The 20621-nt window shown below is 69.0% G+C and carries 21 protein-coding genes; 14 read left to right on the top strand and 7 right to left on the bottom strand.

The genetic code is table 11. The features are described 5' to 3' along the window. Positions 1-20 precede the first annotated feature (20 nt). The 3 genes from B9Y70_RS04255 (at position 21) to B9Y70_RS04245 (ending at position 792) form a co-directional block, all read left to right on the top strand. Positions 21-266, top strand: a complete 246-nt coding sequence (locus B9Y70_RS04255; RefSeq protein WP_085549017.1) for a hypothetical protein — start codon at positions 21-23, stop codon at positions 264-266. A gap of 77 nt (positions 267-343) precedes the next feature. Continuing rightward, positions 344-610 carry an Rv0909 family putative TA system antitoxin gene (locus B9Y70_RS04250; protein WP_143337511.1) on the top strand — a complete coding sequence of 89 codons (267 nt, stop codon included), beginning with the start codon at positions 344-346 and terminating at the stop codon, positions 608-610. A 2-nt stretch (positions 611-612) separates the two neighbouring features. After that, positions 613-792: a hypothetical protein gene (locus tag B9Y70_RS04245; RefSeq protein ID WP_085549016.1), complete on the top strand. Its 180-nt coding sequence runs from the start codon at positions 613-615 to the stop codon at positions 790-792. Here the strand turns inward: B9Y70_RS04245 and B9Y70_RS04240 are convergent. Continuing rightward, the gene (locus tag B9Y70_RS04240; RefSeq protein WP_085549015.1) at positions 789-2165 is read right to left on the bottom strand and encodes a succinic semialdehyde dehydrogenase; all 1377 of its coding nucleotides are present in this window, start codon (positions 2163-2165) and stop codon (positions 789-791) included. The two genes, B9Y70_RS04245 and B9Y70_RS04240, sit on opposite strands and share 4 nt — an antisense overlap. Positions 2166-2351: 186 nt before the next feature. Between B9Y70_RS04240 and B9Y70_RS04235 the strand changes: the two genes are divergently transcribed. Beyond that, a complete protein-coding gene (locus B9Y70_RS04235) occupies positions 2352-3296 on the top strand; it encodes a Sir2 family NAD-dependent protein deacetylase (protein ID WP_085549014.1) in 945 nt (314 codons plus the stop codon). A 98-nt stretch (positions 3297-3394) separates the two neighbouring features. Here B9Y70_RS04235 and B9Y70_RS04230 read toward each other — a convergent pair whose 3' ends face one another. Continuing rightward, on the bottom strand, positions 3395-4267 hold the full coding sequence (locus B9Y70_RS04230) for an esterase/lipase family protein (protein WP_085549013.1): 873 nt from the start codon (positions 4265-4267) through the stop codon (positions 3395-3397). 61 nt (positions 4268-4328) lie between these two features. On the opposite strand from B9Y70_RS04230, the gene B9Y70_RS04225 reads away from it, so the two are divergent. The 4 genes from B9Y70_RS04225 to B9Y70_RS04210 all read left to right on the top strand — a co-directional run bounded on the left by B9Y70_RS04225 (position 4329) and on the right by B9Y70_RS04210 (position 10184). Beyond that, positions 4329-4844: a ferritin gene (locus B9Y70_RS04225; protein ID WP_085549012.1), complete on the top strand. Its 516-nt coding sequence runs from the start codon at positions 4329-4331 to the stop codon at positions 4842-4844. A 199-nt stretch (positions 4845-5043) separates the two neighbouring features. Then, a complete protein-coding gene (amn, locus tag B9Y70_RS04220) occupies positions 5044-6456 on the top strand; it encodes an AMP nucleosidase (RefSeq protein WP_205410409.1) in 1413 nt (470 codons plus the stop codon). Between the two features lie 60 nt (positions 6457-6516). Further along, positions 6517-7419 (top strand): RNase H family protein, encoded by a 903-nt coding sequence (locus B9Y70_RS04215; protein WP_085549010.1) that lies wholly within the window; start codon positions 6517-6519, stop codon positions 7417-7419. An 86-nt stretch (positions 7420-7505) separates the two neighbouring features. Next, positions 7506-10184: an FAD-binding and (Fe-S)-binding domain-containing protein gene (locus B9Y70_RS04210; RefSeq protein ID WP_240309127.1), complete on the top strand. Its 2679-nt coding sequence runs from the start codon at positions 7506-7508 to the stop codon at positions 10182-10184. On the opposite strand, the gene B9Y70_RS04205 is transcribed toward B9Y70_RS04210, so the two are convergent. Next, the gene (locus B9Y70_RS04205) at positions 10169-10876 is read right to left on the bottom strand and encodes a FadR/GntR family transcriptional regulator (protein ID WP_085549009.1); all 708 of its coding nucleotides are present in this window, start codon (positions 10874-10876) and stop codon (positions 10169-10171) included. The two genes, B9Y70_RS04210 and B9Y70_RS04205, sit on opposite strands and share 16 nt — an antisense overlap. Before the next feature lie 10 nt (positions 10877-10886). After that, positions 10887-12554: an L-lactate permease gene (locus B9Y70_RS04200; protein ID WP_085549008.1), complete on the bottom strand. Its 1668-nt coding sequence runs from the start codon at positions 12552-12554 to the stop codon at positions 10887-10889. A gap of 192 nt (positions 12555-12746) precedes the next feature. Between B9Y70_RS04200 and B9Y70_RS04195 the strand changes: the two genes are divergently transcribed. From B9Y70_RS04195 to B9Y70_RS04180, 4 genes are all read left to right on the top strand, one after another. After that, on the top strand, positions 12747-13502 hold the full coding sequence (locus B9Y70_RS04195) for a (Fe-S)-binding protein (protein WP_085549007.1): 756 nt from the start codon (positions 12747-12749) through the stop codon (positions 13500-13502). Continuing rightward, entirely contained in the window at positions 13490-14908 is a 1419-nt protein-coding gene (locus tag B9Y70_RS04190; RefSeq protein WP_240309126.1) for a LutB/LldF family L-lactate oxidation iron-sulfur protein, read from the top strand. The genes B9Y70_RS04195 and B9Y70_RS04190 overlap by 13 nt, the downstream gene beginning before the upstream one ends. Then, positions 14905-15492 carry a LutC/YkgG family protein gene (locus B9Y70_RS04185; protein ID WP_085549006.1) on the top strand — a complete coding sequence of 196 codons (588 nt, stop codon included), beginning with the start codon at positions 14905-14907 and terminating at the stop codon, positions 15490-15492. Before B9Y70_RS04190 ends, B9Y70_RS04185 begins: the two co-directional genes overlap by 4 nt. A gap of 244 nt (positions 15493-15736) precedes the next feature. Continuing rightward, positions 15737-16297, top strand: a complete 561-nt coding sequence (locus B9Y70_RS04180) for an NADPH-dependent FMN reductase (RefSeq protein ID WP_085549005.1) — start codon at positions 15737-15739, stop codon at positions 16295-16297. A gap of 69 nt (positions 16298-16366) precedes the next feature. Here B9Y70_RS04180 and B9Y70_RS04175 read toward each other — a convergent pair whose 3' ends face one another. Beyond that, on the bottom strand, positions 16367-17377 hold the full coding sequence (locus B9Y70_RS04175; RefSeq protein ID WP_085549004.1) for an App1 family protein: 1011 nt from the start codon (positions 17375-17377) through the stop codon (positions 16367-16369). 40 nt (positions 17378-17417) lie between these two features. Here B9Y70_RS04175 and B9Y70_RS04170 point away from each other — a divergent pair, with 40 nt between their 5' ends. Continuing rightward, complete coding sequence (locus B9Y70_RS04170; RefSeq protein WP_085549003.1) at positions 17418-18083, top strand: DUF1801 domain-containing protein; 666 nt, start codon at positions 17418-17420, stop codon at positions 18081-18083. On the opposite strand, the gene B9Y70_RS04165 is transcribed toward B9Y70_RS04170, so the two are convergent. Continuing rightward, positions 18084-19442, bottom strand: coding sequence for a dicarboxylate/amino acid:cation symporter (locus B9Y70_RS04165; protein WP_085549002.1), 1359 nt, complete (start codon positions 19440-19442; stop codon positions 18084-18086). A 130-nt stretch (positions 19443-19572) separates the two neighbouring features. Between B9Y70_RS04165 and B9Y70_RS04160 the strand changes: the two genes are divergently transcribed. After that, complete coding sequence (locus B9Y70_RS04160; RefSeq protein WP_085549001.1) at positions 19573-20103, top strand: hypothetical protein; 531 nt, start codon at positions 19573-19575, stop codon at positions 20101-20103. On the opposite strand, the gene B9Y70_RS04155 is transcribed toward B9Y70_RS04160, so the two are convergent. Beyond that, complete coding sequence (locus B9Y70_RS04155) at positions 20100-20606, bottom strand: GNAT family N-acetyltransferase (protein WP_085549000.1); 507 nt, start codon at positions 20604-20606, stop codon at positions 20100-20102. The two genes, B9Y70_RS04160 and B9Y70_RS04155, sit on opposite strands and share 4 nt — an antisense overlap. Positions 20607-20621: the final 15 nt, after the last annotated feature.

Genomic DNA, 20621 nt, shown 5'->3' with positions numbered 1-20621 from the left:
AATCTCGGTAGCCCCGGGTCATGGACAAGTTCGAGAAAGCACAGGACCAGGCAGCCGACTATCTCGTGACCGAGGACGGGAAGCAGCGTGTCGCCGACACCGCCGACCATCTCACCCAGCCCGACCCCGAGCAGCCGGAGGACGTCAACCGCGCGTTCAAGGGCGAGGACAAGCGCCTCGCCGACGACTCCGACTCGGGGACCGACCTCGATCTCCCCACCTCCGACGCGGTGGAGGAGGGCAACCCCATCCCGCCGATGCGCTGAGCGGGAGCTATAAACATCGCGTAACAACCCCGCCGGAAGGTGGCAGGCGCCACATCCCCGTGGCTACGGTCGGGGCCATGAGCATCTTCGAGAACGCCAAGAACAAGGCCAACGACTACCTGAAGTCCGAGGAGGGTGAGCGCCGCACCGACGAGTTCCTCGACGACGCGCAGCGCCGCGCCACCGACCGTTTCGGTGAGGACAAGGCGGATCACATCCAGAAGGCGCGCGACGCCGTCGATGACCGCATCGGTTCCAACCGTCCGAACGCCGAGCAGCAGGCTGACCCGGGTGACCTGGCGGACCCGAACCAGCCGAGCCCCGACACCCCGCCGGCCCGATGATCATGACCACTCCAGACCACGACGGGGAGAACGTCAACGCCTTCCGGATGACCACGGGTGACCCGGAGGAGAAGGCCTCGGAGAGCATGCAGGACGTCGCCGAGCAGGCGGTCGAGCGTGCTGACGAGGAGCAGGAGCCGGAGGGCGAGACGCCCGCCGCTCCCGTCCAGGACGAACCCTAACGAAGCAGGCGCCGGCCCAGCCGCAGCGCCGTCGTCAACGCTGCCGCGTACTTCTCGCGCGGCACACCCGAGGGCCCGCTGAGGGGCACCAGCCGCTGCACCGCCACGGTGCGTGACTCGGTGAACTTCAGCAGGCCCTCGTCCGCGTGTCGACGCCCCACGCCCGACTGCTTCCAGCCGCCCATCGGGGCGTCGACGGAGGCCCACGCCGCGGCGAATCCCTCGTTGATGTTGACGGTGCCGGCCTCCAGGCGGGAGGCCACCTCGCGGGCCTCGCGCACGGCCCCCCACACGGAGGCGTTGAGCCCGTAGTCGCTGTCGTTGGCCCTGGTCACGGCCTCGTCGACGGAGCTGACGGTCTCGATGTAGACGACCGGGCCGAACACCTCCCGGTCATGGAGATCGGCGTGGTGGGGGACGTCGACAAGCACGGTCGGGGAGTAGTACAGGCCCTCGTGCGTGCCGCCAGTGAGCACGCGGGCGCCGTGTGCGACGGCGGCGCTGACCAGCGCGGCGACGCGGTCGAGGTGCTCCTCGCTGATGAGGCGGCCGATGTCGTCGGTCCAGCCCGGACCGAGGCGCAGCGCCTCGGTGGCGGCGACGAACTCGGTGTTGAATGCGTCCGCGACCGACTCGTGGACGAAGATCCGCTCCACCGAGATGCACAGCTGGCCGGTGTTGGAGAAACACGCACCCACCGCGCCGCGGGCCGCCGTCACAGGATCCGCCGACGGCAACACGATGAGCGGGTTCTTGCCGCCGAGTTCCGCCGAGAAGCCGATGAGCCGTTCGCCGGCCTGCGCCGCCAGGGTCCGACCGACCGCCGTCGACCCGGTGAACATGAGGTAGTCGCATGCGGCGGCGACGCGTTGCCCGGCCTCGGCGCCGCCCTCGACGATCTGCATGAGACCGGTCGGCAGGCCCGCCTCCTCGAGGAGTGCGAGTGCCCGGCGGGCGGTGCCGGTGGTCTTCTCGTCCGGCTTGAGCACCACGGCGTTGCCGGCCAGCAGCGCCGGGATCGCGTCGGAGATCGCCAGGGACAGCGGGTAGTTCCACGGGGCGATGAGACCCACGACACCCTTCGGCGCGCGCTCCACGTGGGTGCTCGTGAGCAGCGGCAACGCCCCCTTGGCGCGCTGCGGGCTGAGGAGCCGCGGGGCGCGGTAGGCGTAGTGCCGGGCGGTCATCGCGACGTCGATGACCTCGTTGAAGGCGTCGGCGCGGGACTTGCCCGTCTCCTCCTGGACGATGTCGAGCAGCTCCACCTGCCTCTCGAGCACCAGGTCGTGGAAGGCGAGCATGATGGCCTTGCGGTCGGCGACGGGGGTGGCGGACCACTGCGATTGTGCGTGCCGGGCTGCGGGGAACGTCATACGCTTCAACCTATGCCATCGATCTTCATCACGGGGGCGGCCACCGGCATCGGCCGCGCCGTCGCCGAATATTTCCGCTCCGCGGACTGAATCGTCGGCGTCATCTTTGGTGCAAGGGGGTACGAAGCCCCAAGGAATCAGCCAGAAGGACTCCGGATTCCGCGCGACGGCCGTTAGGGTGGGGGCGTGACCGCCGACCACGCCTTCTTCGACCCCGCGATCAATGATTCGCACCGCTCGGCGCTGCGGTCGATCCGACGGGTCGTGGCGGAAACTGCCGAGCCGACTCCGCCGGAGCTGGCGTTGCCGCAGGTGGCGAGGCAGTTGGCGGAGGGTTCGGCGCTGGTGCTCACCGGGGCGGGCGTGTCCACCGACTCCGGCATCCCCGACTACCGCGGGCCACGTGGCTCCCTCAGCCGCCACCGGCCGATGACGTACCAGGAGTTCAGCCACGACCCGGCGGCCTCGCACCGCTACTGGGCGCGCTCTTTCGTCGGGTGGCGACAGATGGACGACACCTCCCCCAACCGCACCCACTTCGCCCTCGTGGAACTCGAGCGCGCCGGGTACCTCAGCGGCGTGGTCACCCAGAACGTCGACGGCCTGCACCGCGCCGCCGGCTCCGGCAACCTGCTCCACCTCCACGGCGACCTCGACACCGTCATGTGCCTCGACTGCGGCCACCGTGAGGACCGGCGCATCTTCGGCGAACGTCTCGAGGCGGCCAACCCCGGGTACCTGGCGTCCATTGCCTTCGACCCGTCGATGGTCAACCCGGACGGCGACGTCACGCTGCCGCAGTCGGCGGTGGACCGTTTCGTCATGGTGGGCTGCGTGCGTTGCGGGTCGGTGCGGCTCAAGCCGGACGTGGTGTACTTCGGTGAGCCGGTGCCCGCCGCGCGCAAGGAGCGGGCCGCCGCGATGCTCGATCACGCGGCATCGCTGCTGGTCGTGGGTTCCTCGCTGGCTGTGATGAGCGGGTACCGCTTCGTCCTTGAGGCCCGTCGGCAGGGTAAGCGGGTGGCGGTGGTCAACGGTGGCCCCGGGCGGGCCGACACCCGTGTCGATGTCCTGTGGCGCACCCCGGTGGCCCCGGCCTTCGATGCGCTCCTGGACGAGCTGGGCCTGTAACCCGCGTTGTCGCGTACTCCTCTGTGACGGAGGGCGAGAATCGACCTGGGGAAACGTCGAGCCTCCGAGACATCGGAGTACGGCACAACGCGCCCCGGTCAGACCTCGATCCCGTCGAGGGCGTCACGCACGATCCTGCGCACCCGCGCGTCCCCCGGCAGGTCCACGTGGAGCACCATCGACTTCGGTTCGAGGTCCTGGACGACAATGTTCGTGATGTCCGCGTCCGGGTCATCCGATTCCAGGAAGCAGGTCTCCAACGGCTGGATGATGGTGTCGAACTTCGTCGCGATGTTGGTGTAGCCGACGCCCTCCTCGGTGTCGCCGTCGCAGTTGATCTCGTCGAGCAGCGGGTGCCCGGTGATGAGCTGGAAACCCGAGGGGCCGAACCACGAGGAGATCGCGGACGCCATCATGGATTCACCGAACTTCGTGTTGGCGATGGACGACAGCATCCCGCCCATCGTCGTCCCGTGGTTGGGGGCGCCGAGGGTGACCAGGTGCTTGACCTTCGTGGCGCCGTCGAGGATGCGCATCCAGTAGCGGGCCAGGATCCCGCCCTGGGAGTGTCCGACGAGGATCACCTGCCGAGCGCCCGTGACCCGCATGACCACGTCGATGTAGGCGCCGACCTGCTCGGCGGATTCCTCGACGCGGTCGGTGCAGCGGTGCCCGAACTCCGGCGCGAACACGGCCCACCCGTCCTCGCGCAGGTCGACCGCGAGGTTCTGCCAGATGCCGTTGGTGTCACCGGTGCCGTGGATGAGGATGACCGGCCAGGGTCGTTCGGGTGTGGGGCGGGCGCGCCAGTCGTCCTCGTAGTGGCCGCGGGCGGGCAGGCGGGCGGCGAGGGGGAGGTCGGGTTTGGTGGGGACGCGGGCCGGGGCGTCGTTCTCGCTTCTCGTGGGGCGGAACCGGTGGAGCTTGTCGTTGAGGTCGCGGGTGAGATCAGCAAGGTAGTCGGCGGCCATGTGCCCAGCCTAACGAAGAGTTTTCAGTGACACCCGCCACAAATCTCCCTAGCATGGAGCCATGAACATCAACGAGAAACTCCTGGACACCCTGAACAAGCAGGTCACCGCCGAGCATGAGGCGGCGCTCATCTACCAGCAGCTCTCCTATGAGCTCTCGGCCCTGTCCTTCGACGGCATGAGTACGTGGATGTCGGCGCAGGCCGACGAGGAGCGTGTGCACGCCGAGAAGATCGCGGACCACATCCTGGCGCGCGGTGAGCACGTGAAGCTGGCGAGCATCGAGATCCCGGACCTGCAGGTCGGTTCCGCCCTCGACGCGTTCACCATCGCCTTGGAGCACGAGCAGAAGGTGTCGGACATGATCCGGAATCTGGCGCGGGTGGCGGAGGAGGTGCAGGATTTCGACTCCCGCACCCTGATCAACTGGTTCCTCAACGAGCAGATCGAGGAGGAGGACACGGTCGGCGGCATCATCGACCAGCTGAAGATGGTGGGAGAGGACGGCGCCGGTCTGCTGCGTATCGACGCCCGCCTCGGCGCGGAGCGCGAGCCTGCCGCGGGTCCCGCGCAGTAATTTCGCCCGAACCCTAGACAGCGAAGGGTAACCTAAAGTCACTGTTGGTCACTTCAACAGCTCACGAACCCCCGGGAGGCACATCGACAGTTAGGCAGCTCCATACTCTTCTGCGCTCGAGGCGGGAACCGGTGGACGTGGTGGTTCACCCCGGTTCCCGCCTCAGTGGATTCCGGGGAATCCCGCTAGGCTGGCCCCCATGGAACAGGTTCACGATGTCGACGAGGCCGTCGATGGTCTCGTCGAGCTCTATGACCACGCGACCGCCCTGGCCCACACCATCCTCGAGGAGGGCACCTACGACGACTACCGCGATGTCACCTACCCCAAGATCATCGTGGACGTGAAGTCCTGGCGCCCCATCGACCGCAACGAACCCTTCGGCTACGTCGACGAGGCCGGCCGCTACTCGGCCACCCTCTCCAAGCCGCACATCATCCGCGACTACCTGCGCGAACAGCTTACCCGCCTGACGGACAACTACCCGTGCGAGATCTTCATCGGCCCCTCGTCGGAGAGAATCCCGCCGGAGTACATCCGCGGCATCGAGGGCATCTCCGAGGCGCGCCGCGCCGGGGACAGTGCCGCGGAGATCCCGCGCCCCACGCTCGACGACGTCCACGACGGCATCGTCGACGGGGAATGGGAGGCGTTCCACGGCGTCGAGAAGCCGCTGTTCCACTTCGGCCCGCAACGCTTCGACATCGCGTGCGCCCGCATCGAGCACTACACGGGCATCGAGGTGGAGACGCTGCAGCGTTTCATCCTGTTCACCAACTATGACATGCACACCACCGAGTTCGTCGACTTCGGTCTCGGCGAACTCAACCGCGACGGCTCCCGCTACACCGACCTGCTGCTGCCGAGTGGCCGCCAGCTCTCCCGCGACAACGCCTCACGTATCGACGCCCCCTCCCTCGACCTTGGTTCCCGCTATCAGATGCCCCGCTATGACCTGTGCACCCGCCACGGTGACGGCATCACCATGATCAACATCGGCGTCGGCCCCTCCAACGCCAAGACCATCACCGACTGCCTCGCGGTACTCCGCCCGGAGGCGTGGATCATGATCGGCCACTGCGCCGGCATGGACGGCCGCATGCGCATCGGTGACCTCATCCTCGGCAACGCCTACCAGCGGCAGGACAACATCCTCGACGGCCACATCGCCCGCGAGATCCCCATCCCCGCCATCCCCGAGATCCAGATCGCACTGGAGGCCGCCGTCGAGGAGATCTACGGCGACGACAACTCCCTCATGCGCACCGGCACCGTCCTGTCCACCGCCGACCGCAACTGGGAGTGGCACACCCCGCGTGACCTGTGGGAGAACCTCCGCGGCTCCACCGCCGCGGCCGTCGACATGGAATCCTGCGTGCTGGCCGCCAACGGCTACCGCTACCGCGTCCCCTACGGCACACTGCTGTCCGTCTCCGACCTTCCGCTGCACGCAGTGCCGAAGCTGCCAGCCCAGGCGCAGGCCTTCTACTCCAACTCCAAGCAGGCGCACGTCATGTGCGCGGTCCGCGCCGTGGAGTCGCTCGCCGAGGACCCGGAGCGCCTGCGTACCCGCAAGCTGCGGCGCGCGATCGGTGAGGTGCCGTTCCGGTAGCTCGCGCACCCGTTCTATTCGCACAGGTCACATGTCGGGGACGCAGGCGACACTGTCGGCATGAACATCACCACTGAGACCTCCGTCGCCGTCATCAACCACCGTCGTTTCCGGTCGGGTACCTCCCGGGAGGAGGTGCTGGTGGCCAGCTGTGTCCACGGGATGGACCCCACGACGCGCTGGCATTCGGGGGGCAATGCCCGCGAGCTGGTCATCGACGAGTTCCTCCGCCTGTGGGCGGCGCACGGTGCGGCCGGCCTCATCGTCTACGTCTCCGACCTGGTGGTCCGCGACCTGCTGCGCGAGCAGGCGGCCGCTTTCCCCGGGCTCATCGTGCGGGATGTCGTCAGCGGTGGGAAGCTCACGGACACGTGGAACGCGTGCCGCGACGCCTTCGAGGAGGAGCGGATGGCCCGTCTGCCGGAGGTGCCGGGGAAGCAGATGCCGCTGGTCATCGCGACGGACGCCTCCCGTGGCAGGGGCAGGCTCACCGGTCTCGGGATGGCCACGTCGACCGGCATGGTGCATGCCGCCATCACCCGGACGGACACCGTTCTGGCCGGCGAGTTCGCCGCGGTTTCGGCGGCGCTGGACAAGTACGGTTCGCGGAAGCCGGTCATCGACATCCTCACCGACTCGCAGAAGGTGTGGGCGCGGCTCAATTCCCGGGACGTGCTCGGTGGGTACATGCGCAGTCCGGAGGAGGCGCGGTGTGCGCAGCGGCTGCATGACCTGCGGGCCACGGGGGTGACCGTTCGGATCCACTGGGTGCGCGGTCACAACGGTAATCTGCTCAACGAGTTCGCCGACCGGGCGGCCGTGACCGCGCGTCGCACCGCGCAGTGGAGTCTCGATCACGAGGACATCGTCACCCGTCTGCGGGGGGAACTGCGGGCGGAGTTGGCGTCGGCACCCGCGCTGGTGCCGGGGGCCGAGTCCCGGGACTACCGGGCAGCGGCGTAGCGCGCCGCCACAACGCCGCCACAACGCCGCCACATCACCGCGAAATCGCCGCGACATCACCGCGGAGAGCAGGCACAATAGACATCATGCGCCTCCGCACCGACATGATGACCCGCGCCGCGTACAGTTCCGACGCCTCCATCTTCCGGCGCATCCCGGCGGCGGTCGCAGAGCCGGCCGACACGGAGGACATCCGCGCGGCTCTCGGGCACGCGCGCATGATGGGCTGGCCCGTCGTCGCCCGCGGCGGGGGCACGTCGGTGGCGGGCAACGCCATCGGTGAGGGGCTCATCATCGACACCTCCCGCCATTTCAACCGCATCCTGTCGATCGACCCGGAGCAGCGCACCGCGACGGTGGAACCGGGGGTGATCTGCGATGACCTGCGGGCGGCCGTCGCGAAGCACGGGCTGACCTTCGGCCCGGATCCGTCGACGCACTCCCGCGCGACGATCGGCGGGATGATCGCGAACAACGCGTGCGGCTCGCATTCCGTCGCGTACGGGACCACCGCCGACAACCTCGTCGCCGTGACGATGATGCTTGCCGACGGCCGCCTCGTCACCCTCGACGAACACGGGTGCGACGACCCGGTGATCGACGCCGCGCTCCGGCGGCTGGCGGAGGAGCACTGCACGCTTATCGACAATGAGCTGGGCCACTTCTCCCGGCAGTCCTCCGGGTACGGGCTGCACCACCTGGCGACCAACCCGGTGCGGGCGGTCGCGGGGTCGGAGGGCACGCTGGGGATCATCACGCAGGCGACGGTCCGCCTGGTCGAGCTCCCCCCGGCGAAGGCCCTGGCTGTGCTGGCCTTCGACACGGTCGTCGATGCCGCCACGGCGGGTGCGCAACTGCGCACTCACCCGGGGATCGCGACGGTGGAGGGCATGGGCGGCGACCTCGTCGACGCGCTGGGCACCGACCCCGATCTGCCCGGCACCGACGCCGGCGGGTGGCTGTTCTGCGAGGTCACGGGGGCGACGACCGAGGAGGCGGCGGCGAGCGCGGCGGGGATCGGGCACGGCGTCGATAAGCGGGTGGTGACGGACCCGGACGAGATGCGCGCGCTGTGGCGGATCCGGGAGGCGGCGGCGGGCATCGTCACCCGGCTGCCCGACGGCGGCGAGGCCTGGCCGAACTGGGAGGATTCCGCCGTCCCGCCCGAGAATCTCGCCGACTACCTGCGCGAACTCTACGACCTCCTGGCGTTCCACGAGCTGCGCGGCATCCCCTTCGGGCACTTCGGCGAGGGGTGCGTCCACGTGCGCATCAGCTTCGACTTCGAGACCGAGGAGGGGCTGCGCACCTTCCGGCGGTTCATGCGTGACGCCGCTCGCCTCGTCACCGAGCACGGCGGCAGCCTCTCCGGCGAGCACGGGGACGGCCGCGCCCGCTCCTCTCTCCTGCGGCAGATGTACTCGCCCTCCCTGCGGGATGTGTTCGAGCAGTTCAAGCTCATCTTCGACCCCGAGCGGGTGTTCAATCCGGGCGTGCTGGTGTGGGCGGAGGACTTCGGGGAGGGCCTGCGGATGGGGCCGAAGCAGCGGCGTCTCGAGGTCACGCCCGTGCACGCCCTGCCGACGGACCGCGGTTCGCTGGTCAACGCGGTGAACCGGTGCGTCGGGGTCGGGTCGTGTCGATCGATGACGGAGGCGATGTGCCCGTCATTCCAGATCACGGGCGATGAGGTGCACTCCACCCGCGGCCGCGCCCGCCTGCTGTCGGAGGCGATGCGCGGCGAGACCCTCGAGGGTTTCCGCTCCGCGGAAGTCCGCGACGCGCTCGACCTGTGTCTGTCCTGCAAGGCGTGCGCGAGTGAATGCCCCGTCGGCGTCGACATGTCCACCTACAAGGCCGAGTTCCTCCACGAACACCACCAGGGCCGCCCGCGCCCGCGTGTCCACTACGTGCTCGGCTGGCTGCCGCTGCTCCTGCGCCTCATCCCGCGCCGGGTCGCGGCACTCCTGCTGCGCGCGCCGGGCATGGCGCGGATCCTCGGCGTCGATCCGGGCCGCCCGCTGCCGCGGCTGCGCGACGGCCGCCTCACCCCCTCCGCCACCGACGGCACACCGGTCGTCCTGTGGCCCGACACCTTCTCGCGCATGGACGCGGCCGCCGCGCAGGCCGCCGTCGAGGTCCTCGAACGGCTCGGTCACCGCGTGGAGATCCCCGACGGCTTCGTCTGCTGTGGGATCACCTGGCACTCCACCGGCCAGCTCGGCATGGTGCGCCGCGTTCTGGAGAGGACGGCGCAGGTCATGCGCCCCTACCTCGACCGGGGGCTGCCCGTCATCGCCGTCGAGCCCTCCTGCACCGCCATGCTTATCGACGCCCCCTCCCTCACCGACGACCCCGACGTCGCCCGCCTCGCGGAGGCCACCGTCTCCTGGGCGGAGTTCGTGGCGCCCCAGCTCGCCGACCTCGGGGTGTCCGCGGCCGGGAGGCAGGCGTTGACGCAGGTCCACTGCCACGAGCGCAGTGTGGGCCAGCCGGAGCACTCGGCGGCGATCCTCCGGGCGCTCGGCGTGGAGGAGGAGCAGATCGCCACCGGCTGCTGCGGCCTGGCCGGCAACTGGGGTTTCGAACCCGGGCACGCCGAGATGTCCCTGGCGCTGGGGGAGCGCGAGCTCTTCCCGCGCGTGCGCGCCGCGGAGGGCGAGGTCATCGCCGACGGATTCTCCTGCCGCACCCAGATCGAGCAGGGCACGGGTCGTCGGGCGCGGCACCTCGCGGAGGTGGTGCGGGATCAGCTCCCCAGCTGAGAGAACCAGGTGATGTGGTCGCGCAGCAGGTCGGCGGCGCGCTCGCCCTCCCGCTTCTCGACGGCCCCGAGGATCTCCCGGTGCTGCTCCTGCAGGGTCCGGCTGATGGCGGGCCAGTCGGGCAGGGTGGCCACCATCTCTTGGATGTAGCCGATGGTGGCCTCACGCAGGGAGGACATCATCGTCTCGACGACGACGTTGCCCGCCAGCGAGGTGAGCAGGATGTGGAACTGGGCGTCGAGGGAGTGGAACTCGGCGGCCGGCAGTCCGGGGTGATCCATGTGGTCGAGGATCTCCCCCGCGCGGGTGAGGGTGTCGGTGCGCTCCGCGGAGTCGGGCGCGGCGGCGGCGTCGCGGGCGGCCTGGGTCTCCAGGAGGAGGCGGGTCTGGACGAGGTCGCGGACGGGTAGCGCCCGGGTGGCCACATGCATCCGCAGGGCCCATGCCAAGGCGGCGGAGGGCTCGGAGATGACGATGGCGCCGGCGTTGGGGCCGGAACCGACGGCGGAGCGGACGAGGCCCATGGCGTCGAGAATGCGAGTGGCCTCCCGGACCGACGCCCGGGAGATGCCGAACTGCTCGGCGAGGGCGCGTTCACCTGGGAGTTTGTCACCGATGACGATCTCGCCGGAGCGTAGCTGCTCCTCCAGCCAGTCAAGGACGACGGAGTAGACGCGCGGAGTAGTGGTCATGCCCGCGATTCTAGACGGGCAGCATGCCCGCCAGGACATTCGACTGCAGGTACACGAGGGTGCAGAGCAGGAGCAGCAGTCCGACGGACCACCAGACGACGGAGCGGAAGATGGCGGACTCGCGGCCCTCGAGGTTGACGGCGGTGGCGGCGATGGCCAGCGACTGCGGGGAGATCATCTTGCCCACCACGCCGCCGGAGGTGTTGGCGGCGGTCATGAGGTGCGGATCGAGGCCGGTCTCCAGGGCGGCGGTCTTCTGCAGGTTGGCGAACAGGGCGTTGGCGGAGGTGTCGGAACCCGTGACCGCGGTGCCCAGCCAGCCGAGGACGGGGGAGAGGAACGCGAAGACCGCGCCGAGCCCGGCGACCCAGGTGCCGATGGAGATGGTCTGCCCGGAGAAGTTCATGACGTACGCGAGCGACAGCACACTGACGATCGTCAGGGCGGACCAGCGCATCTTGTGGAAGCAGTGGCCGATCTCGAGGACGGCGTCGAGAAGCGACAGCCGGAAGCGGCCGTCCCCGTCGAAGACGGAGTACACGCCGGCGACGAGGAGGCCGGAGATGAGCAGCAGGGTGCCCGGTGAGGACAGCCACTGGAACTTGTAGACGGTGGCGGAGATCGGGGTGCCGTCGGCACCGAGGAGGCGGCCGTCGAGGCCCGGCCACGGCACGAGGACGTCGGTGGAGGCGAGCAGGGCGGGCATGTTGACGCCGAGGGTCCACAGCTTGGCCACGCCGAACACGGCCACGACCAGCACGTACGGCAGGACGGCCATCCACACGCGGCCGGGGGTCAGTGCCTCCGGGGCGGCGGGCTTTTCGACGCCGAGGCGCTCGCGGACGGCGTCGGCCCCCGTGGGCCGCCAGAAGCGGAGGAGGATGACCGCCGCGCCGAGGCCGGCCAGGGCGGCGACGATGTCGGTGAGCTCGTAGGAGAAGAACGTGGCGCACCACCACTGGGCGACGGCGAAGGACAGGCCGATGGTCAGTGCGGCCGGCCACGCCTCGCGGAGTCCGCGGACGCCGTCGATGATGAGCAGCAGGATGAACGGCACGAGCACCGCGAAGAACGGGGCCTGGTGGCCGACGACCGCGCCGATTGTGGCGGAGTCGAGACCTGTGAGGGTGCCGGCGGTGGTGATCGGGATGGCCACGGCACCGAACGCGACCGGCGCGGTGTTGGCCAGGAGCACGACGGTGGCGGTCTTGAGCGGGGTGAGCCCGAGGGCGAGGATCATCGTCGCGGTGATGGCGACCGGCGCGCCGAAGCCGGCGAGCGCCTCGAGGAGGCCGCCGAAGCAGAACGCGATGAGGATGGCCTGGATGCGCAGGTCACCGCCACCGATGGTGTCGAAGATGGTGCGCATGTCCTCGAAGCGGCCGGAGAGCACCGTGACCTGGTAGAACCACAGGGCAAGGACGACGATCCACACGATGGGGAAGAGGCCGAAAATCGCTCCCTGGGTGGCGGAGAGCAGCGCCAGGTTCCAGGGCATGCCGAAAGCGAGGACGGCGACGGCGAGGGCGACTGCTAGGGCGGTAAGGCCGGAGACGTGGGCGCGGGCCTTGACGGCGAGCAGCATGACGAAGAAGGTGATGAGAGGGAGAGTGCCGACGAGTGCCGACAGGGCGAGACTGCCGCCGACGGCGTCGGTGAGCGCGGTGTAGGTGGTCACGCGGACTCCTAACTTGAGGAATGCGGTCGGACCACTGTGGTCAGTCCGCAAGAGCGTATATGGCGTGTCTCACATTCGTCAATGGGCGTGAGTAGGAGCATGTGTGTCTTGCGTCACGAGCCCGCTCGGCCTACTATGGTCAGACCACAGTTGGTCAGTTGCCTCAGTCGCCCACCTCCACCTGGAGAAACCATGAAAATTGCCCTTTTCGCCACGTGCATCGTCGACGCGATGTTTCCCCGCGTGGCCATAGCCACCACCCGGATCCTCGAACGCCTCGGCCACGAGGTCGTCTTCCCCGAGGACCAGGGTTGCTGCGGCCAGATGCACGTCAACAGCGGCTACCTCACCGATGCGCTGCCGGTCGTGCGCAACCACGTCCACGCCTTCGAGAACGCCGACATCATCGTCGCGCCCTCCGGCTCCTGCGTCGCCTCCGTCCGCCACCAGCAGCCCATGGTCGCCCGCGCCGGCGGCGACACCGGCCTGGAGACCGCCGCCACCGCGCTGGCCACCCGCACCTACGAACTCTCCGAACTGCTCATCGACGTCCTCGGCATCACCGACTCCGCCGAGCTCGGCTCGTACTTTCCCCGCACCGTCACCTACCACCCCTCCTGCCACGGCAAACGCCTCCTCCGCCTGGGGGACCGCCAGATCGACCTCATCCGCACGGTCGACGGCATCGATGTCCGCCCGCTGCCCGACGCCGCCGAGTGCTGCGGCTTCGGCGGTACCTTCTCCTTCAAGAATCCGGACGTCTCCGGCGCCATGGTGGAGGCCAAGATCGCCAACATCGGCCTCTCCGGGGCCGACATCTGCACCGGCGGCGACACCGCCTGCCTGCTGCACATCGGCGGGGCGATGGACAAGCGGGGCGTCGACACGCGGACCCTGCACTTCGCCGAAATTCTCGCCTCGACAAAGGAGGAACCGTGGTCAATCTAGGAATCCCCACCTACGGGCAGGGCAACCTGCACATCGACCAACCCTTCCCGGCTGCCGCGAAAAAACAGCTGCGCAACACCCAGATGCGCGCCAACATCCGCCACGCCACCCACACCATCCGCGGCAAGCGCGCCGACGTCGTCGACGAACTCCCCGACTGGGAGGACCTGCGCTCCGCCGGCTCCGCCGTCAAGGAGGGCGTCATGGCCCGCCTGCCGGAACTCCTCGAGCAGTTCGAGCGCGAGTTCACCGCCCGCGGGGGCGTCGTGCACTGGGCGCGGGACGCGGCGGAGGCGAACGCGATCGTCGAGAAGCTCGTCCGCGAGACCGGCGAAACCGAGATCCTCAAGGTCAAGTCCATGGCCACCCAGGAGATCGGACTCAACGAACACCTCTCGGCCGCCGGCATCTCCGCCATCGAGACCGACCTCGCCGAGCTCATCGTGCAGCTCGGCGACGACAAACCCTCCCACATCCTCGTCCCCGCGATCCACCGCAACCGCCGCGAGATCCGCGACATCTTCACCCCGCACATGCCCGGCCCGCTCACCGACGAACCCCGCGTGCTCGCCGAGGCCGCCCGCCGGCACCTGCGCGAGAAGTTCCTCCGCGCGAAGGTCGCGGTGTCGGGCGCCAACTTCGGCGTCGCCTCGACGGGCACCCTCGCCGTCGTCGAATCCGAGGGCAACGGACGCATGTGCCTCACCCTCCCCGAGACCCTCATCACGGTGATGGGCATCGAGAAGATCGTCCCCACCTTCGAGGACCTCGAGGTGTTCCTGCAGCTCCTCCCGCGATCCTCCACCGGCGAGCGCATGAACCCCTACACCTCTCTGTGGACCGGAGTCCACGCGGACGACGGCCCCCGCAACGTCCACCTCGTGCTCCTCGACAACGGCCGCTCCGCCGTGCTGGCGGACGAGGCCGGACGCTCCGCGCTGCACTGCATCCGCTGCTCCGCCTGCCTCAACGTCTGCCCCGTCTACGAACACGCCGGTGGTCACGCCTACGGCTCCACCTACCCCGGACCCATCGGCGCGATCCTCTCGCCGCAGCTCACGGGCCTGGAGGCGGAGTCGAACGCAACGCTGCCCTTCGCGTCCACCCTGTGCGGCGCGTGCTACGACGTCTGCCCCGTGAAGATCAACATCCCCGACATCCTCGTCCACCTGCGGGCGCGGTCCGTCGCCGAGGTCGAGAAGCCCGGCCAGATGTCCCTGCTCATGAAGGGGGCGTCGCTGGTGATGCGCTCCGGACGCGTCATGTCGCTGCTGGAGCGGGCCCTGCCGCTCGCGCGCTTCCGCATCAGGTGGCTGCCCGGTCTCGTCGGCGGCTGGACACAGCAGCGCATTGTGCCCACACCCCCGAAGCAGTCCTTCCGCCACTGGTTCAAGGAGAATCGATGAGTGCCAAGAGTCAGATCCTCGCCCGCCTGCGCGAATCCCTGGCGGATGCGCCGGTGGCACCCGAGGTGCCGCGCACCTACCGGCGGCAGTCCGCAGCGGGTGCCGACGAGATCCGCGAGATGCTCGTCGACCGCCTGGTCGACTATCGCGCGTCGGTGCACTCGGCCTCCGTCTCGGAACTCCCGGCCCTGCTCGACAGCCTCATCTCCGGGCCCGTCGTCCTGCCCGACGGCCTCGACCCGCAGTGGCTGCCGCTCGCCGAGGAGGTGGCCGAACCGCTGGACGCGGCGTGTGTCGTGACGAGTTCGACCGTGTCCTGCGCCGAGACCGGCACCATCATCCTCACCGGTCAGCCGGCGGAGGGTCGCCGGGAGATCTCGCTCATCCCGGACCACCACATCTGCATCGTGCCCGCGGAGACGATCGTGGAACTGTTCCCGGAGGCCTGGGAGCGGGTGGCGGCGGCCGGGCTGGACGGGCCGATCACGATGATCTCCGGGCCGTCCGCCACCTCCGACATCGAGCTCGAGCGCGTCGAAGGTGTCCACGGGCCGCGTCAGCTGGACGTGGTGATCCTCAGGTAGGGCCCCGGGACGTCGGGGCCGCGTACTGGCGTACTCCTCTGTGTTCGGGCCTCCGGCATTTCCCCAGGTCGCGGGGAGGGGTCGGGAGGGATCGGAGTACGCCAGCACGCGGGTGCCCGCCCCGGCGGTGGCGGCGCCCGCGGACCGATGCGCCGAAATGTATGTACCGTGGGTCACAGCAGCGCCTGTAGTGACAAGGCTGCGGGCGCTGGTCCACCAACTACAGCAACGTAAAGGAACAGCCATGACCCGTATCGCCGTCATCGTCGGCAGCACCCGCCCGAACCGAAACGCCCCGGCCGTCGCCGAGTGGGTGTACGAGAATGCGCGCAACCGCGCCGACGCCGAGTACGAGCTCGTCGACATCGCCGACTTCAATCTCCCTCTTCTCGATGAGCCCAACCCTCCCGCCATGGGCCAGTACGAGAACGAGCACACCAAGAAGTGGGCCGAGAAGATCGCCTCCTTCGACGGCTACATCTTCGTCACCCCCGAGTACAACCACTCCGTGCCGGGTGCACTCAAGAACGCCGTCGACTACCTCTACGCCGAGTGGAACAACAAGGCCATCGGCTTCGTCTCCTACGGCTCCGCCGGCGGCACCCGCGCCGTCGAGGCCTGGCGTCTCATCGCCGCTGAGCTGCAGATGGCCGATGTCCGCGCCCAGGTGTTCCTCACCTTCGGCAACGACTTCGCCTCCATGACCGAGTTCGCCCCGGCCGACGGTTCCACCGAGGCCCTCGGATCCGTGTACGAGCAGGTCGAGACCTGGGCGAAGGCGCTCAAGAGCGTCCGCGGCCAGTAGCCGTTGACACACCTGACCCCTCATCCGGAAACCGAGCGGATGAGGGGTCACACGTGCGTCGATGATCTTCTAGTCCAGGAACGGATCCTTGCGGTACTCCGCGAGCAGCGCATGACCGTTCTCGCCGGCGATGGAGTGGACGCCGAAGAGTTCCTCGCGGCGGGCCTGCGCGAGGGGCGCGGCGGTGCCGTGGGAGAGCACGTGCTCCTGGGGGCTGAGCTGGCGGATCGCGACGCCGGCGATGCGGTCCGGGTGCTCGAAGACGAAGTCTCCGTAGGTGAGGGGGTCGTGCTGGCCGTCGTCACCCACGAGCAGCCACTTGATGTCCGGGTACTCGATGATGAGGTTGCGCAGCTGCACCTTCTTGTGTTCGACGCCGGAGCGGAACAGGCCGGTCGGGGTGGGTCCCCAGTCGGTGAGCAGCAGCGGACCCTTGGGCAGGCCGTGGCGGTCGAGGAAGTTCACCAGGGTCTCGAACGTGTTCCACGCGCCGGTGGACAGGTAGAACACCGGGGTCTCGGGATGCTCGCGGAGCAGTTCGGCGTAGAACTCGGCCATGCCGTCGACGGGCTGGCGGGTGTTGGTCTTCTTCACCCAGGAGTTCCAGGCGGCGAGCATGGCGCGCGGCAGCCAGGTGACCAGGACGGTGTCGTCGATGTCGGAGATGAGGCCGTACGTCGCGGCGGGGTCGACGATGTGGACCTGCGCGGTGGTGGGCTCGGCGCCCTCGGCCTCGACGGTGACCTCGTGCCAGCCGGGCTCGAGCCCGTGGTCGTGGACGAGAACGTCGATGTAGCCGCCGTCGTTGGAGCGGGACTCGATGAACTGATCACCGACGCGCACGGTCACCGGCAGTTCGCCGACCTGGTAGGTGAAGAACTGGCGCCAACCGCGCTGCACCTCGGTGGTCGCGGGCTCGGGGTCCTCCATGACGATGCGGCCCAGCACGTGCAGGCGACGGTCGCTTCCGTAGCCGTAGAAGCCGGTGACGGCGGGTCGCCATCCCTGCTTTGCTTTACGACGTACCCCTGCGTCATTGATCCGGTCTTCGATGCTGCGCGCGATGTCGGCGATTCCCATGCACTGAATCGTACGTGAGAATCCCCCTAGAATCGCGGCCATGAGCACCTCTTTCGAGCAGATCCCCGGTCTCGCCCGCCCCGCCCGGGATGCGCTGACGGCCGCGGGCTATCGGGACCTCGAGTCCCTCGACGGCGTGGACTGGGAGGCGGCGTCGGGGCTGCACGGCGTCGGTAAGCGGGGTCTGGAGCGGCTGCAGGCCGCGCTGCTGGAACGTGGCCTGAGCATGCGCAATGCGCCTGCTCCGGAGGAGCGCTCGGCGGAATGGACGCGGGGGAACACCGGTACCGGCGCCCCGGACCTGGTGACCGCCCGGACGGAGGAGTCGCCGGCGGGCTACGTCGAGAAGCTCGAGGGGCGACGCCGGGAGCACGGGCGCCTGCTGCTGGAGATCTTCGGCCGCGCCACCGGGGAGCGGCCGGCGATGTGGGGGCCGAGCATGATCGGTTACGGGCAGGCTCATTACCGCTATGCGACGGGGCGGGAGGGGGACACCTTCCACGTCGGATTCAGCCCGGGGAAGGCGAGGATCTCCCTCTACGGGCTGCAGGGGCTGCCGCGGTCGGAGGAACTCCTCGCCCGGCTGGGAAAACACCGGACGGCGGTGTCGTGCGTGTACGTCAACAAGCCGGAGGACATCGATCTCGGCGTTCTCGAGGAACTCGTCCGGCACGCCTGGGAGACGGATCCGGGAGGGTGCGCCTGATCAGGCGGTGACGGTGGCCTGCTCGGGGCGCGGGGTGTCCGGCTGCAGGTCGCGCTGCTCGCCGGCCTCCCAGATCTCTTCGTCGAGAATGCCCTCCCGATTGGCGACGACCGCCGTGACCAGCGCCTGACCGGTCACGTTGACCGCGGTGCGGCCCATGTCGATGATCGGCTCGGTGGCCAGCAGCAGGCCGACGCCGGCGAGCGGCAGGCCCAGGGTGGACAGGACGAGGGTGAGCATGACCGTCGCTCCGGTGGTGCCGGCGGTCGCGGCGGAACCCAGGACGGAGACGATGACGATGAGCAGGTACTCGGTGATCCCCAGGTCGATGCCGTAGAACTGGGCCACGAAGATGGCGGCGATGGCCGGGTAGACGGCGGCGCAGCCGTCCATCTTCGACGTGGCACCCAGCGGGATGGCGAAGGAGGCGTACTCGCGGGGCACGCCCATCCGCTCCTCGACGATGCGCTGGTTGACCGGCATGACACCCATCGACGAGCGGGTGACGAAACCGAGGGAGGTCACCGGCCACACCCGGCGGAAGAATCCGAGGACGGGGAGGCGGTTGAACAGCAGGGTCAGCGGGTAGATCACCCCGATGACCAGCGCCAGGCCCACGTAGATGGCGAGGACGAACTTGCCCAGCGAGCCGAGGGCCTCCCAGCCGTAGGTGGCGACCGCCTTGCCGATGAGCGCGGCGGTGCCGATCGGGGCCAGGCGGATGATCCACCACAGGATGACCTGGACGACCTTGAGGAGGGACTCGGTGAACGCGAGGAAGGGCTCGGCGGCCTTGCCCGTCTTCACGGCGGCGATGCCGATCGCGAGGGAGATGACCAGCAGCTGCAGCACATTGAAGTTGAGGCTGACGCCGCTGTCACCGGCGGAGGCCCCGAGGCCGAGGATGTTCGACGGGACGACCGAGTTGAGGAACCCGAGCCAGGAGCCCTGCGTCGAGGGCTCGGCGGCGTCGGCCGGGTCGACACCGGTGCCGACACCCGGCTGCAGGACGAGGCCGACGGCGATGCCCGCGAGGACGGAGAAGAACGCCGTGACGGCGAACCACACGAGGGTGGACACGGCCAGCTTGGCGGCGTTGGCCACCTTGCGCAGGTTGGCCACCGAGGTGACCACCGCAGCGAAGATGAGCGGCGGGATCATGAGCTTGAGCAGCTGCACGTAGGTGTTGCCGCCCCAGGTGAGGGCGTTGCTGAGCCAGCCGTGCTCGCCGTCGGGCAGGCCCGCGTCCATGGAACGGGCGACGAGCCCGAGGGCGAGGCCGACGATGAGGCCCGCGATGACCTGGGCTCCGAAGCCGGTGGACCAGACGGGGAGCCTGCGGGGGGTGGGGGTGGACATGTGGTGCTCCGTTTCCGAGTTATTCGTGCAGGGAATGGTGCAACACTGGTGACATCTTTGTCAATACCGAACTGTCTAAGCATGATGAACTGATCGGTCTACCAGCGGTCGGTGGGGTAGAAAGTCACTCATGACCGACACTTTTCTCACCGACGACAGCCTCGACGTCCTGCGCGGAATCATCGGCGCGCAGCTGCGCTCCTACGGCACCGACCTTGAACTCGACGACGGGGTCGGGGCCTTCGGCGCTTGGCTCGACACCGACCGCGGGACGGTGGAGCTGGAGTTCGTCGAGCAGGTCGTGGACTTCGCGGAGGGGGAGCGCGTCGAGTCCGTCCTCGAGGCCCGCGACGGGGTTGCCGACGGAGACCCGCATGAACTGGCCGGCACCATCACCGGGATCGCACGGATCCAGGACAAGGTGGCGCTGATCGACAAGCTCAGCGGCCGGCAGGAGTGGGAGTGGTGGCGTGACTCCGGCCTCCGCATCACCCTGGACACCGGCCGGGAACTCGTGCTGCACTGCGCATCCCCCGTGACCATCCAGGTGGCCATGCTCACCGGCCCGAACGTCGTACTGCCGCGGCCGCCGCGTGATTTCCAGGAGGGGGAGAAGCGGCGCTACGACTACGAGCGCCGCGAGGTCACCATCGAGCCCTAACCCAGGAACGCCGGGTGGTAGTTCACGGTGCCCGTCGGCACGGTGTCGCCGGCCAGCGGGCGGGCGCGGAAGTACTGCGGGTCGATGAGGGGAACAGCCAGGTCGGGGGCCTCGACGAACTCGAAACGCTCGAGGAAGGCCGGGTCACCGACGGACACGGCCCCGGCCGCACCCATCTCACGCAGCTCATCGAGGGCGCGCTGCATGAGGAGGGAACCGATGCCCTCCCCCTGACGCTCCGGGGCGACGCTGATCGGCCCGATGTGGAACCAGTTCCGCGTGCCGTCGGAAATGTCCACCGCGGCCGCCGCGATGTGACCGACGAGGGACACGCCCTTGACCGCCATGAAGGAGAAGGTCAGGGCGTCGGTGTCACGGAGCCGCTCCACGATCTCCGCCTCGCGCTGCCGGGAGTAGGGCTTGTCCTCGAAAGCGCGCGAGGTGAGTTTCCGGATCGCCGGAATGTCGGCCTCGGCCTCGCGGCGGATGGTGAAGCTGTTCATGCCTCAAGCATACGA

Origin of the sequence: Corynebacterium pollutisoli (assembly GCF_900177745.1) — a bacterium.
GTDB lineage: Bacteria > Actinomycetota > Actinomycetes > Mycobacteriales > Mycobacteriaceae > Corynebacterium > Corynebacterium pollutisoli.
Note: the sequence above shows the minus strand (reverse complement) of the source record. Positions and strands in the feature narration are given on the sequence as shown.

Excerpts from the sequence above, each read along its gene's own strand:
- B9Y70_RS04255 (WP_085549017.1), top strand. The coding sequence starts at position 21 with ATGGACAAGTTCGAGAAAGCACAGGACCAGGCAGCCGACTATCTCGTG.
- B9Y70_RS04250 (WP_143337511.1), top strand. The coding sequence starts at position 344 with ATGAGCATCTTCGAGAACGCCAAGAACAAGGCCAACGACTACCTGAAG.
- B9Y70_RS04245 (WP_085549016.1), top strand. The coding sequence starts at position 613 with ATGACCACTCCAGACCACGACGGGGAGAACGTCAACGCCTTCCGGATG.
- B9Y70_RS04240 (WP_085549015.1), bottom strand. The coding sequence starts at position 2,165 with ATGACGTTCCCCGCAGCCCGGCACGCACAATCGCAGTGGTCCGCCACC.
- B9Y70_RS04230 (WP_085549013.1), bottom strand. The coding sequence starts at position 4,267 with ATGGCCGCCGACTACCTTGCTGATCTCACCCGCGACCTCAACGACAAG.
- B9Y70_RS04225 (WP_085549012.1), top strand. The coding sequence starts at position 4,329 with ATGAACATCAACGAGAAACTCCTGGACACCCTGAACAAGCAGGTCACC.
- amn (WP_205410409.1), top strand. The coding sequence starts at position 5,044 with ATGGAACAGGTTCACGATGTCGACGAGGCCGTCGATGGTCTCGTCGAG.
- B9Y70_RS04215 (WP_085549010.1), top strand. The coding sequence starts at position 6,517 with ATGAACATCACCACTGAGACCTCCGTCGCCGTCATCAACCACCGTCGT.
- B9Y70_RS04210 (WP_240309127.1), top strand. The coding sequence starts at position 7,506 with ATGCGCCTCCGCACCGACATGATGACCCGCGCCGCGTACAGTTCCGAC.
- B9Y70_RS04205 (WP_085549009.1), bottom strand. The coding sequence starts at position 10,876 with ATGACCACTACTCCGCGCGTCTACTCCGTCGTCCTTGACTGGCTGGAG.
- B9Y70_RS04195 (WP_085549007.1), top strand. The coding sequence starts at position 12,747 with ATGAAAATTGCCCTTTTCGCCACGTGCATCGTCGACGCGATGTTTCCC.
- B9Y70_RS04185 (WP_085549006.1), top strand. The coding sequence starts at position 14,905 with ATGAGTGCCAAGAGTCAGATCCTCGCCCGCCTGCGCGAATCCCTGGCG.
- B9Y70_RS04180 (WP_085549005.1), top strand. The coding sequence starts at position 15,737 with ATGACCCGTATCGCCGTCATCGTCGGCAGCACCCGCCCGAACCGAAAC.
- B9Y70_RS04175 (WP_085549004.1), bottom strand. The coding sequence starts at position 17,377 with ATGGGAATCGCCGACATCGCGCGCAGCATCGAAGACCGGATCAATGAC.
- B9Y70_RS04170 (WP_085549003.1), top strand. The coding sequence starts at position 17,418 with ATGAGCACCTCTTTCGAGCAGATCCCCGGTCTCGCCCGCCCCGCCCGG.
- B9Y70_RS04165 (WP_085549002.1), bottom strand. The coding sequence starts at position 19,442 with ATGTCCACCCCCACCCCCCGCAGGCTCCCCGTCTGGTCCACCGGCTTC.
- B9Y70_RS04160 (WP_085549001.1), top strand. The coding sequence starts at position 19,573 with ATGACCGACACTTTTCTCACCGACGACAGCCTCGACGTCCTGCGCGGA.
- B9Y70_RS04155 (WP_085549000.1), bottom strand. The coding sequence starts at position 20,606 with ATGAACAGCTTCACCATCCGCCGCGAGGCCGAGGCCGACATTCCGGCG.